Raw genomic sequence first — 12,017 nt, 5'->3', positions numbered from 1 at the left:
GATTCACCGAATCGCCCGCGCCGAGCGACTGCTGTTTCTTACGCTGATTCCCGTCAGCCCGGTATACCGCCGGGGGAGAGTCAGGGGACCGGCGATGAGGCAATCCAAGGCATCTCGCGACCAGATGATGACCCAGCTGCGCAACGCCTACGAGAGCGGCGCCAGTATCAGGTCATTGGTGGCCATATCTGGCAAATCCTATGGGTCGGTGCACAGCATGCTGGTGCAGTCGGGCGCGGTCATGCGCAGCCGCGGCGGCCCCAACCACACCCGCAAGATTGCCTGAATAGCCCGCGGCCCAGCCGCTTTCGCCGCGAACGGACATTCGCGGAGCCGTCCTGCGCGTGCGGGGGTACGCACAAGACGGTCTCCGCGGTTCGTAACCCGTTAACGCGCCCTAGATTTCGTCCGTCAGCCGCACCGGGGCGATCATCTCGAAGACGTCGCCCGGACCGGGGTTCGTCGGCGAGGTCGATCCGCCGAACTGATCCATCACGGCCCACACCGCGTTGAGCGCCGTGGTGATCGCGCCCTCCGCCCACCCCGCCGTCCACGAGATGTCGTCACCGGCCAGGTAAATGCCGCGATGCCGTTCGTCGAGGCCATGCTGCATGAAGTGGGTGTACAGCGTCTCCTGGTAGCGGTAGTGGCCCGGCAGGTTCGCCTTGAACGCACCCATGAAGTTGCGCTCGATCTCCCACGACACGGTCTTCGGCGTCTCGATGATGTGGCTGCGGATGTCGACATTCGGGTAGATCGCCTGCAGCGACTTGAGCATGAGGTCCATGCGCTCGGTTGCGTTCAGCGGCACGATCTTCCGGGAGTCGTCCTCCCAGGTGTACGACAGGCAGATGACGCCGGGCTTCTCGTTGCCGTTCGCGTCGAGCCCCTGATCGAGCAGATAGGTGCCACGGCTCATCCGGTCGGTCAGCGTCATCGACATGACGTCGCGGCCCTGGGCGTCCTTGTCCTTCCAGAACGGGCGGTCGACCAACACGAACACTTTCGATGAACCCATGTAGTGGGTCTGCTCGATGGCCGACCACACATTCGACGGGAACAGGTCGTCGTCGCAGCGAATGTTGTTGAGCAGCATCCACGATTGGGCGGTGACGATGACGGCGTCATAGGTGCGGGTTTCCCCGTCGGCGTCGGTGATCGTGTAGCGGTTGGGGTGCGTGCGCCGGATGTCGGTGACGGCGCCTCGGGTCTTGCCGCCGTGCAGCGATTCGAGCGAGGTGCCGGCCGGCCAGTGGGCGAGGCGCTTGGGGGAGCGCTGCCACAGGCGCAGCGGGAGCTGCTGCGAACCACCCACCACGCCGCGGTGGTTGTCGTCGGCCTCGGTGAGCACCACCCGCAGGATTTCGAGCATCGAACTCGGGTAGTCGGTGTCCCAGCCGCCCGTGCCGAAGCCGACCTTGCCGAAGATCTCGCGCAGCTCGAACGACTTGAAGTGGTGCGACTTGGTCAGGAAGCCCCAGAACGTTTCGTCGTCGAGTTCGCGAACGAGCTTGCCCCACGCCGACTTCAGCGCCTGGGTGTCGCGCTCGCGGATGGCGTTCTGGATCGCGTGCAGGTCGGCGCCGTCCTCGAGCGTCTGGCGCCAGGCGTCGGCGACGTCGGTGAAGGCCTGCGGCAGGTCGGCGAGTTTCTCGGCGTAGTACGTCTGGCCCTTGAGGTCGACGACGGTGCTGGGGGCCGCAACCGACAGCGGGTTCGGGAATTCGACGGTCTCGATGCCGACCTTGTCGAAGTACTCGTAGAGCGTGGTGGAGGTGGGCGGGAACCGCATGGCGCCCATCTCGGCCACGGCGTCGGGGGCGTGCTCGAACGGGATGGACCGCATGCGGCCGCCGATCTGATCCGCTTCGTAGACAACGGGTTTGAGGCCCAGCTTCATGAGTTCGTAGGCGGCGGTGATGCCGGCGCAGCCGCCGCCGACGATCGCGACCTCGGTGCCGTGGCGGTCCGCTGGGATGGAGCCGAGGCCTGCAGCGGAGGTCACGTAGTCGTCGTATGGGAAGGGGAAGTCCGGTCCGAACATCGTTATGGGCTTGGCTGCCGGCTTGTCCGACAACGATGTTTCGTTGATGGGCTGGGGGACAGTCATCGGATCTGGTTCTCCTGGTAGAGGTCTCGGCGGCGATCGCTGAGATGGGTGTTGACTGCGCGGGACACGGCTACCGCGGTGGGATCAATGTGAGTGATGAGCAATTGCTCGGCTTTACCAGCGCGACTCAGTTCGGTCGTGTCGGGCGCGATGGTGCAGCTCAGGCCGCAGTATTCGAGGTCGTTCTCGACTCCGGCGCGGTTGACGTACGAGAGGAACAGCTGACTCTCGTAGGCGCGGGCGGGCACGATGTGCGTGGCGACGAAACTCCATGGCTCCATGAGTCCCGTTGGGACGACCAGCCATTCGGTACCCGCGTCGGCGTGGGCGCGCGCGTTCTCCGGGAATTCGATGTCGTAGCAGACCAACAGGCCGCAGATGACGCCGTCGAGGTCGAACTGCGTGACCCACTGCGAACCCGGGGTGAAGTAGTCCCGGTCGAAACCGTAGAGATGGGTCTTCCGGTAATTGGCCAGGGATTCGCCGTCGCGGTCGACGACCTGCACGCTGTTGTACGGCTGACCGGGCGCCGACTCCGGATACCCGTACACGACGGCGATTCCGGTGTCGCGCGCAATCTGCTGAACGGCCCGGAAGATCGGGCCGTCGGCGGGTTCGGCGCGCCGGGCGATGTCGGTTCCGATGTTGTATCCGGTGGCCGACATCTCCGGGGTGACGACGATCCGGCAGCCGGCGTCGGCGGCCCGCCTGGCCGCCGCCGCGATGGCGGCCAGGTTCTCGGCGACGGTCCCGGATTCCTGCGGACCTTGGAACATGCCGACGGTGATCATCTATGCAGCGTCCACTCGCAGCTTGGATTTCCTGATGCTGTAACCGAAGTAGACCACGAGGCCGAGGGCACCCCAGATGCCGAACGCGATCCAGGTCGCGACTGGCAGCGCCCACATCAGGTAGCAGCAGAAGAGGAAGCCCAGGATCGGCGCGACGGGGAACAGCCGCAGCCGGAACGTGCGATCGAGATCGGGGCGCGTGCGGCGCAGGATGATGACGGCGATGTTGACCAGGGCGAAGGCGAACAGGCAGCCGATCGAGGTGGCGTTGGCCAGCTCGCCCAGCGAGATGAACCCGGCCAGCAGTGACACCACGACGCCGCAGATGACGATGTTCCACGTCGGCACGAAGGTTCTCGGGTTGACCTTGGCGAACAACGAGGGGACCAGCCCGTCGACGGCCATGGTGTAGAGGATCCGGGTCTGTCCGTACTGGACGGCGAGGACGACGCTGGCGATGGCGATGACGGCACCGACCGACAGGATGATGGCCGGCACGTTGCTGGTGGTGATGCCGCTGAGCGCGACGGCGAGGGTGGCGCCCTCGTCGGCGCTGAACTTGGTCCAGCTCATGGCGCCGAGCGCCGCCAGTGCCACCGCCAGGTACAGCACGGTGACGATCAGCAGCGAGGCCATGATCGCGCGCGGCAGGTCCCGCTTGGGGTTCTTGGCCTCGTTGCCGGCGGTGGACGCCGCGTCGAAGCCGATGTAGGAGAAGAAGACCTGGGACGCCGCGGCGGAGACGCCGAGGAAGCCGAGTGGCATGAACGGGGTCAGGTTGCCGGCTTTGAACGCGGTGAAGGCGACGGCACAGAAGAAGACCAGCACGACGCACTTGAGGATGACCATCGCGGTGTTGACGACCGCGGATTCGGATGCGCCTCGCAGCAGCAGGATCGACGCGAGCACCACGATCGCGACGGCGGGCAGGTTGATGACACCGCCTTCGCCGGGCGCGGCGGTGATGGCTGCGGGGAGTTCGATGGCGAACAACTGGTGCAGCAGGGTGTTGATGTAGCCGCCCCAGCCGACGGCGACCGCGGCGACGGACACGCCGTACTCGAGCATCAGACACCAGCCGCACACCCAGGCCCAGAACTCGCCCATGGTGGCGTAGGCGTAGGAGTAGGAGCTGCCGGATACGGGGATGGTGCCCGCGAGCTCGGCGTAGGACAGCGCCGAGAACAGCGCGGTGACGGCGGCGAGGAGGAACGAGAGCAGGACCGCGGGGCCGGCTTTCGGTACCGCCGCGCCGAGAATGACGAAGATTCCGGTGCCGAGGGTGGCGCCGATGGACAGGGCGGTCAGATGGATGAATCCCATCGACCTCTTGAGGTGGGGGCCGTCGGTGGCTTCGTTCGCAGCGACGATGTCGTCAACCGACTTTTGTGCGCTCATCGCGCGCAGAATGCCCGGCCGGGGGGCCTCGGTGATGGCCAAGGGGAGCTCCGTGGAGAGGAGGGCGCGCCACGAGATTTGTGACTCGCATAACAGAGTGCGGTACGTCACTCCCATCTGTCAACAGTCGGAGTGACCTAGGAAACAATTGTTGCCTTTGGCGTCTCCGCTGCCTACCCTATGGAGCAGTGATCTGAGCCACATCAAAGGGGATGCCATGGCAGGTGCAATCGAGACCCGGTCCATCGACTGGATTCCGACCCGGGAACGCAAGGGCAAGGTGCACCACCAGGCGCCGTTCTGGTTCACCGGGAACTTCGTGTTGACCACGATGGTCACGGGCTTCCTCGGGCCGGCCAACGGCTTGTCCGCGGGGTGGTCGGTACTGGCCGCCGTCGCGGGCGCCTGCTTCGGGACGCTCTTCATGTGCTTCCACGCCAACCAGGGCCCCACGATGGGCCTGCCGCAGATGATTCAGTCGCGGGCCCAGTTCGGTTCGCGCGGCGCCCTGGTCCCCTTCATCGCCGTCATCTTCGTCTACATCGGCTTCAACGTCTTCAACACCATCCTCGCGACATCGGGCTTCAAGACGGTCTTCCCTGGCCCGAACTGGGTCTGGTACCTCGGACTGATGGTGGCCGCGATCGTCATCGCCGTCGTGGGCTTCGACCTGATGATGGTCGTGCAGCGCTGGCTGACGTACCTGCTGATCATCGTGTTCGGTGTGCTGACCGGGTACGCGTTGTCGACATTGCACCTGAATGCCGCCATCCCCGACGGCGGCAAGTTCTCGCTGACGGTGTTCCTGATGCAGTTCGCCGCGGCGGCCGGCTATCAGATTTCCTACGCGGTCTACGTGTCCGACTACTCGCGGTACCTGCCCGAGAACACCTCGGCCAAGCGCGTCATCTGGTGGACCTATCTGGGTGCTGCCGGGTCGTCGGTGTGGCTGATGTCGTTCGGCGCCATCCTGGCGTCCGCGTTGCCGACCCCGGACGCCATCGCGTCGATCCGGACCGTCGGCAACCAATTGCTGCCCGGCTTCGGCACTTTCACGGTCGTGGTGTCGTCGGTGGCGTTGGTGACCATCATGTCGGTCAACGCCTACGGCGCCAGCCTGACCAGCATGAGTGCCCTCGATGCCTTCCGGCCGATCACGCCCACCATTCGGCTGCGGGTGATCGGCATCGCGATCACCTCGTTCATCGCGTTCGTTGTCGCGCTGTCGCTGCCCGAGGGCTACCTCGAGTCGTTCAACACCTTCGTGCTGCTGATGCTGTATTTCCTGATCCCGTGGACCGCCGTGAACCTGGTCGACTTCTATTTCGTTCGGCGCGGGCACTATTCGATCGTCGACATCTTCCGGCCGGACGGGATCTATGGCCGGTGGTCCTGGCGGGGACTGACGGCGTACATCCTCGGCATGGTGTCGATGGTGCCGTTCGTGGCCTTGCATTTCTACGAGGGGCCGATCGCCAAATTGCTTGGGGGAGTGGATATCTCGTTCATCGTCGGGCTGGCGGTGTCCGGCCTGGCGTACTACGTCCTGACCCGCGGTGTCGATCTCGGTGGCGAGCACGCGGCGGCCGAGCGCAGCCGCGAGGAGCTGACCGCCGCCTAGCGGTCTCGGCTACTCAGCCGCCTCGGCCAGGCGCCGATGCGCCAGGGCCGGGGTCAGCACCCACAACACCTTCGCCCCGGACTGCGCATCGGCGTGGAAGGCGTGGGGACGATCCGCGTCGAAGGTCAGTGCGTCGCCCTGGTTGAGCGTGATGCGGCTGCCGTTGCCCTCGATGAAATCGATGTGGAGCCGGCCCTCGATGACCATGGCGAACTCGACCTCGGCCGGCAGGGAGTAGGTGTCGGTCCCGCTGCCGCCGCCGGGCTCGATATCGCTCATTAGGACCTGGAAGCGGCGCTCATTGCTCGGCGTCAGTTGGAATTCGTTCATCTTTGTTCCGCCGAACTCGATGGGCGGGTACTCCCCGGCGCGGACCACCTCGCCGACGGGCGTTTCGTCGAACAGGGAACCGACCTGGAGTTCGAGTGCCTCGCAGATGCGGATGAGCGCGGCGACGGACGCGTTGGACTGGCCGCGTTCGACCTTCGACAGATAGCCCTTGGTGACGCCACTGGCGGCGGCGAGCTCATCGAGGGTCATCCGCTTGGCGCTGCGGGCAGCCTTCAAACGTGCGGCGATCGATAGTTGCGTTGCCGGCGAACCGCCCACGATTTCCTCCTAGGAAACAAAGGTTGACAATAATTCTACTGCCGGAAACAATGAGACCCAAGCCACACGCCACGACTTTGGAGAACCGATGAGCTTCGACCGGTACATCACGACCACCGCGCCCGACGGCCGCGAGATCATCGGCCAGGTCGATGCCAGCCGTTTCCCGCGCTACGCCGAACCGACCACCTTCGCGCGGGTGCCGCGCCTGGACCAGGTGTCGTCACCCGACGTCACGATCCTCGGCGTCCCGTTCGACTCCGGCGTCTCCTACCGCCCGGGCGCACGCTTCGGCCCCGGCCACATCCGTGCGGCGTCCAAGCTGCTGCGGCCCTACAACCAGGCGCTCGACGTGTCACCGTTCGCCAACCAGCAGGTCGCCGACGCCGGAGACATCGGGGTCAACCCGTTCAACATCAACGAGGCGATCGAGACCATCGACACCGAGGTGACCGCGCTGCGCAAGGACGGCAGCGCCGTGCTGACACTCGGCGGCGACCACACGATCGCGCTGCCGATCCTGCGCTCACTGCACCGCGACCACGGCCCCATCGCCGTGCTGCATTTCGACGCCCACCTCGATACCTGGGACACCTACTTTGGTGCCGCCTACACGCATGGCACCCCGTTCCGCCGGGCCAGCGAAGAGGGCCTCATCGACATGGAACGCTCGCTGCACATGGGTATCCGCGGTCCGCTGTACAGCAAGAAGGACCTCGAGGACGACGCGATCCTGGGCTTCCAGGTCATCCGCTCCGACGACTACCAGGTCGACGGTCTGGCGAGCGTGCGTGAGCGAATGGTCAAGCGGCTGGCCGGTGGCCCCGTCTACGTCTCGGTGGACATCGACGTGCTCGACCCGGCGCACGCACCCGGTACCGGGACGCCGGAAGCCGGGGGACTGACCTCGCGCGAGCTGTTGCACTCGCTTCGCTCGCTCACCGGCCTCAACGTCGTCGGCGCCGACATCGTCGAGGTGTCTCCGGCCTACGACCATGCCGAGCTGACGGGAATCGCGGCCGCACACGTCGGCTATGAACTGCTGTCGGTGATGAGCGCCAACCGCTAAGACTTGCGGCGCACCGACGCCTCGACGATGTCGAGGACGGCGGTCAGATCCTCGCCGGTCTGACCCGAGGCGAGCCGCGCGATGAGGCCGTCGAGCACCAGGTCGAGATAGATGTGCAGCACTTCGGTGGGCACGTCGTCACGGAGCGTGCCGGCGGCCTTCTTGCGCTCCAGACGGGCGATGGTGGCCTGGTTGAGTTCCTCGTAGCGCTGCTGCCATTCGGCGCGGAACTCGGCGTCGGTGCGCAGCCGGCGGGCGATCTCCAGCCGGGTGCCCAGCCACTGGTAGTTGTCCGGCTTGGCGAGCATGTTGCGCATGACCTGGACGAGGCCGTCCTTCTCGACGGTCTGCGCCATGCGCTCACCGTCTTCCTCGGCGAGCGCGAAGAACAGCGCGTCCTTGTCGCGGAAATGATGGAAGATCGCGCCGCGCGACATCGCGGTGGCTTCTTCGAGCAGCCGCACAGTCGCACCCTCGTACCCGAACTCGGAGAAACAGCGTCGAGCCCCGTCGAGGATTTGCGCTCGGCGGGCGGCGAGGTGATCGTCGCTAACTTTGGGCACCAAGGCTCCTACTGGTGACCGGTTGGGCGGCCCGAAAGGCCGCCCAACCGGGTCAGCCAGCTATCAGGACTCGCTACCCGACCGCAGCATGTTCCGCAGCACGTACTGCAGGATGCCGCCGTTGCGGTAGTAGTCGGCCTCACCGGGCGTGTCGATGCGGACCACGGCGTCGAACTCAACCTTGTTGCCGTCCACCTTGGTGGCCGTCACGTGCACGGTCTTCGGGGTCTTGCCGTTGTTCAGCTCAGTGATGCCCGCGATGTCGAACGTCTCGGTGCCGTCGAGGCCCAAGGACTTCCACGACTCGCCCGCCGGGAACTGCAGCGGGACGACGCCCATGCCGATCAGGTTCGAGCGGTGGATGCGCTCGAACGATTCGACGATGACCGCCTTGACGCCCAGCAGGCTGGTGCCCTTGGCGGCCCAGTCGCGCGAGCTACCTGAGCCGTACTCCTTGCCGCCCAGCACGACCAGCGGAGTTCCGGCCGCCTGGTAGTTCTGCGACGCGTCGTAGATGAACGACTGCGGGCCGCCCTCCTGGGTGAAGTCGCGCGTGTAGCCACCCTGCGTGCCCTCGAGGCCGATACCGTCGAGCACGCGGTTCTGGAGACGGATGTTCGCGAACGTGCCGCGGATCATCACCTCGTGGTTACCGCGACGGCTGCCCAGCGAGTTGTAGTCCTTGCGGGCCACCCCGTGCGAATCCAGGTACTGCGCGGCCGGGGTGCCCGGCTTGATCGGACCGGCCGGGCTGATGTGGTCGGTGGTCACCGAATCGCCCAGCAGGGCGAGCACTCGGGCGCCCGAGATGTCGGTGACGGGCGCCGGCTCCATCTGCATGCCGTCGAAGTACGGCGCCTTGCGCACGTACGTCGAGTTCTCGTCCCACTCGAACGTGTCGCCCTCGGGGGTCGACAGGTTCTGCCAGCGCTCGTCGCCGGCGAAGATCGTCGAGTACGACTTGCGGAACATGTCCTGGCTGATCGCCGACTTGATGGTGTCGTCGATCTCCTGCGCCGACGGCCAGATGTCCTTGAGGAAGACGTCGTTGCCGTCGCTGTCCTTGCCCAGGGAATCCGTCTCGAAGTCGAAGTCCATGGTGCCGGCGAGCCCGTACGCGATGACCAGCGGCGGCGAGGCCAGGTAGTTCATCTTGACGTCGGGGGAGATGCGTCCCTCGAAGTTGCGGTTACCGGACAGCACCGCGGTGACGGTGAGGTCGTTGTCGTTGATGGCCTTGCTGATCTCGTCGGGCAGCGGGCCGGTGTTGCCGATGCACGTCGTGCAGCCGTAGCCACCCAGGTAGTAGCCGAGCTTCTCGAGGTACGGCCACAGGCCGGCCTTCTCGTAGTAGTCGGTGACGACCTGAGAGCCGGGGGCCATGTTGGTCTTGACCCAGGGCTTGGTGGTCAGGCCCTTCTCGACGGCGTTGCGCGCGAGCAGTGCCGCACCGAGCATCACCGACGGGTTCGAGGTGTTGGTGCAGGACGTGATGCCCGCGACCGCGACCGCGCCGTGGTCGAGCACGAACGTGCCCCGCTCGCCGGTCACGGTGATCGGCTTGCTCGGGCGGCCCTCGGCGCCGTTGGCGGCGGACTGGACGTCGACGGCACCGTCGTCGGCGAACGACAGGGCGGCCGAGTCGCTGGCCGGGAAGGACTCTTCGACGGCCTCGTCGAGGTGCGTGTGCGGAGTGGGCGCCGCAGGGGTGCCGTCGTTGGTGTAGTTGTGGATGTCCTTGCGGAATGCGATCTTGCTCTCCGACAACAGGATTCGGTCCTGCGGGCGCTTCGGGCCGGCGATCGACGGGACCACCGTGGACAGGTCCAGCTCGATGTACTCGGAGAAGGCCGGCTCACGATCGGCGTCGTGCCACATGCCCTGGGCCTTGGCGTAGGCCTCGACCAGCGCGAGCTGCTCGTCGGTGCGGCCGGTGAGGCGCAGGTAGTTGATGGTCTCCCCGTCGATCGGGAAGATCGCAGCGGTGGAACCGAATTCGGGGCTCATGTTGCCCAGCGTGGCGCGGTTCGCGAGCGGCACCTCGGCGACGCCCTTGCCATAGAACTCGACGAACTTGCCGACGACGCCGTGCTTGCGCAGCATGTCGGTGACGGTCAGCACCACGTCGGTGGCGGTCACGCCGGGCTGGATCTCGCCGGTCAGCTTGAAGCCGACGACGCGCGGGATCAGCATCGAGACGGGCTGGCCCAGCATGGCGGCCTCGGCCTCGATGCCGCCGACGCCCCAGCCCAGCACGCCCAGGCCATTCTCCATGGTGGTGTGGCTGTCGGTACCCACGCAGGTGTCGGGGTAGGCCTGGCCGTTACGGACCATCACGACGGGCGCCAGGTACTCGATGTTGACCTGGTGCACGATGCCCATGCCCGGGGGGACGACCTTGAAATCGTCGAACGCACCCTGGCCCCAGCGCAGGAACTGGTAGCGCTCGCCGTTGCGCTCGTACTCCAAGTCGACGTTGCGCTCGAGGGCGTCGGCGCGGCCGAAGACATCGAGGATCACCGAGTGGTCGATGACCATGTCGGCGGGAGAGAGCGGGTTGACCTTGTTGGGGTCGCCGCCCAGGGTGGTGACGGCCTCGCGCATGGTGGCCAGGTCCACGATGCAGGGCACGCCGGTGAAGTCCTGCATGATCACGCGGGCGGGGGTGAACTGGATTTCGGTGTTCGGCTCAGCCGAGGGATCCCAGTTGGCCAGGGCCAGGATGTGATCCTTGGTGATGTTTGCGCCGTCTTCGGTGCGCAGCAGGTTCTCCGCAAGCACCTTGAGGCTGTAGGGAAGCTTCTCGGTCCCCGGCACCGCGTCGAGGCGGAAAATCTCGTAGCTGTTTTCCCCGACAACGAGCGTGTCACGGGCTCCAAATGAATTGCTGCTCACATCAACTCCCGGCTAGATCTCGCCGCGACGGGCTGTGTCAGCGGCGCGTTGCTACCCTAACAGTACGCTTGTCCTATGAGCGACCAGGGGGTGGCTACAGTCTTGTCGGATTGTGGGTGTGCCGTCAGGGAGTTCGCCGAAATTCCAGTACCGTTTGCCCCGTGACAACTTTCGCGGCATTCATTCCGCCGGACGTCTGTGCCACGGTCGGGCAGGACCCGGCCAAGACCCCCGTCGACGTCTGCATGGCGACGGTGATCACGCAGGTGCGTGATGGTGGGGTCAGCGCGCCGGGCATCGCGCCCGCCAAGACGCCGGCCACGCCGCAGGAAGCAAAGCAGGCCGCCGAGGCCGCCAAGGAGGCTGCCGCCCTGCGGCAGGTGGTCGCCGACGCCCATGCCAAGGGCATCGACCTCAAGATCGTCGTGCTGCCGACGAGTCCCGGCATCGACACTCCGCTGCGGGACATCGCCGCAGACGTCGGCCATGTGTACCCCGAGTCGACGGTGCTCACGCTCAGCCCTGGCTTCGCCGGCTCGGTCAGTCCGACCTATGACCGGTCGCACTTGGAAGCGGGCCAGGATCTGGCGAAGACGCCGAGTGTCGTGCAGTCGTCGAAGAATTTTGTGAGCCAGCTGGAAACGCCGATTTTTCCGTGGACTTCGTTCACTCTGGTCGTCATCCTCGGTGTGGTAGCGGCCGCTGTCGGTACCCGGTTCTTGCAGGTCCGGGCCCGGAAATCGGCCGCCGCGGCCGCTCCGGCGACTGCCGCCGCAACCCCCTCGGAGTAGCTGGGTGCGGTGCGCCGCGAATTCGAATATCACTATTCGGTCACACCTTTTTCAATTACACCGATGTGGTTTGTTACTAACGTTTCATTTGTGCAACCTGTGACGTACGGTGCAGTTGGTACCGCATGTTGCAGTTGTGATGAATTTTGATTTCTGTGACTAACGGAACC

General features: G+C 65.7%; 10 protein-coding genes. 4 read left to right on the top strand and 6 right to left on the bottom strand.

Translation table 11 applies throughout. From position 1 onward, the window contains the following. Positions 1-94 precede the first annotated feature (94 nt). A complete protein-coding gene (locus tag ACNO8X_RS17225; RefSeq protein ID WP_043396403.1) occupies positions 95-286 on the top strand; it encodes a helix-turn-helix domain-containing protein in 192 nt (63 codons plus the stop codon). A gap of 111 nt (positions 287-397) precedes the next feature. Here the strand turns inward: ACNO8X_RS17225 and ACNO8X_RS17220 are convergent, their stop codons facing one another. The 3 genes from ACNO8X_RS17220 to ACNO8X_RS17210 are packed head-to-tail and all read right to left on the bottom strand — an operon-like array spanning position 398 to position 4,299. Then, a complete protein-coding gene (locus ACNO8X_RS17220; protein WP_418001995.1) occupies positions 398-2,110 on the bottom strand; it encodes a flavin monoamine oxidase family protein in 1,713 nt (570 codons plus the stop codon). Next, a complete protein-coding gene (locus tag ACNO8X_RS17215; RefSeq protein WP_418001994.1) occupies positions 2,107-2,901 on the bottom strand; it encodes a carbon-nitrogen hydrolase family protein in 795 nt (264 codons plus the stop codon). Before ACNO8X_RS17215 ends, ACNO8X_RS17220 begins: the two co-directional genes overlap by 4 nt. Continuing rightward, on the bottom strand, positions 2,902-4,299 hold the full coding sequence (locus ACNO8X_RS17210; RefSeq protein WP_418001993.1) for an amino acid permease: 1,398 nt from the start codon (positions 4,297-4,299) through the stop codon (positions 2,902-2,904). Between the two features lie 217 nt (positions 4,300-4,516). Between ACNO8X_RS17210 and ACNO8X_RS17205 the strand changes: the two genes are divergently transcribed. Continuing rightward, positions 4,517-5,920 carry a purine-cytosine permease family protein gene (locus tag ACNO8X_RS17205; protein WP_418001992.1) on the top strand — a complete coding sequence of 468 codons (1,404 nt, stop codon included), beginning with the start codon at positions 4,517-4,519 and terminating at the stop codon, positions 5,918-5,920. A gap of 9 nt (positions 5,921-5,929) precedes the next feature. On the opposite strand, the gene ACNO8X_RS17200 is transcribed toward ACNO8X_RS17205, so the two are convergent. Then, positions 5,930-6,529 carry a helix-turn-helix domain-containing protein gene (locus tag ACNO8X_RS17200; protein WP_043987425.1) on the bottom strand — a complete coding sequence of 200 codons (600 nt, stop codon included), beginning with the start codon at positions 6,527-6,529 and terminating at the stop codon, positions 5,930-5,932. An 88-nt stretch (positions 6,530-6,617) separates the two neighbouring features. On the opposite strand from ACNO8X_RS17200, the gene speB reads away from it, so the two are divergent. Further along, complete coding sequence (gene speB, locus ACNO8X_RS17195) at positions 6,618-7,598, top strand: agmatinase (protein ID WP_053853595.1); 981 nt, start codon at positions 6,618-6,620, stop codon at positions 7,596-7,598. On the opposite strand, the gene ACNO8X_RS17190 is transcribed toward speB, so the two are convergent. Both ACNO8X_RS17190 and ACNO8X_RS17185 read right to left on the bottom strand, forming a co-directional pair. Beyond that, positions 7,595-8,161, bottom strand: coding sequence for a TetR/AcrR family transcriptional regulator (locus ACNO8X_RS17190; RefSeq protein WP_418001991.1), 567 nt, complete (start codon positions 8,159-8,161; stop codon positions 7,595-7,597). The two genes, speB and ACNO8X_RS17190, sit on opposite strands and share 4 nt — an antisense overlap. 63 nt (positions 8,162-8,224) lie before the next feature. Next, on the bottom strand, positions 8,225-11,056 hold the full coding sequence (locus ACNO8X_RS17185) for an aconitate hydratase (RefSeq protein ID WP_418001990.1): 2,832 nt from the start codon (positions 11,054-11,056) through the stop codon (positions 8,225-8,227). A gap of 161 nt (positions 11,057-11,217) precedes the next feature. On the opposite strand from ACNO8X_RS17185, the gene ACNO8X_RS17180 reads away from it, so the two are divergent. Beyond that, positions 11,218-11,847 (top strand): DUF6676 family protein, encoded by a 630-nt coding sequence (locus tag ACNO8X_RS17180; RefSeq protein WP_418001989.1) that lies wholly within the window; start codon positions 11,218-11,220, stop codon positions 11,845-11,847. Positions 11,848-12,017: the final 170 nt, after the last annotated feature.

It is taken from the genome of Mycobacterium sp. PDNC021, from assembly GCF_048282635.1.
Lineage (GTDB): Bacteria > Actinomycetota > Actinomycetes > Mycobacteriales > Mycobacteriaceae > Mycobacterium > Mycobacterium llatzerense.
This window is presented reverse-complemented; position numbering and strand designations above follow the sequence as displayed.

What these genes read in the sequence shown, in the direction of transcription:
- ACNO8X_RS17225 (WP_043396403.1), top strand. Translation starts at nt 95, where the DNA reads ATGAGGCAATCCAAGGCATCTCGCGACCAGATGATGACCCAGCTGCGC.
- ACNO8X_RS17220 (WP_418001995.1), bottom strand. Translation starts at nt 2,110, where the DNA reads ATGACTGTCCCCCAGCCCATCAACGAAACATCGTTGTCGGACAAGCCG.
- ACNO8X_RS17215 (WP_418001994.1), bottom strand. Translation starts at nt 2,901, where the DNA reads ATGATCACCGTCGGCATGTTCCAAGGTCCGCAGGAATCCGGGACCGTC.
- ACNO8X_RS17210 (WP_418001993.1), bottom strand. Translation starts at nt 4,299, where the DNA reads ATGAGCGCACAAAAGTCGGTTGACGACATCGTCGCTGCGAACGAAGCC.
- ACNO8X_RS17205 (WP_418001992.1), top strand. Translation starts at nt 4,517, where the DNA reads ATGGCAGGTGCAATCGAGACCCGGTCCATCGACTGGATTCCGACCCGG.
- speB (WP_053853595.1), top strand. Translation starts at nt 6,618, where the DNA reads ATGAGCTTCGACCGGTACATCACGACCACCGCGCCCGACGGCCGCGAG.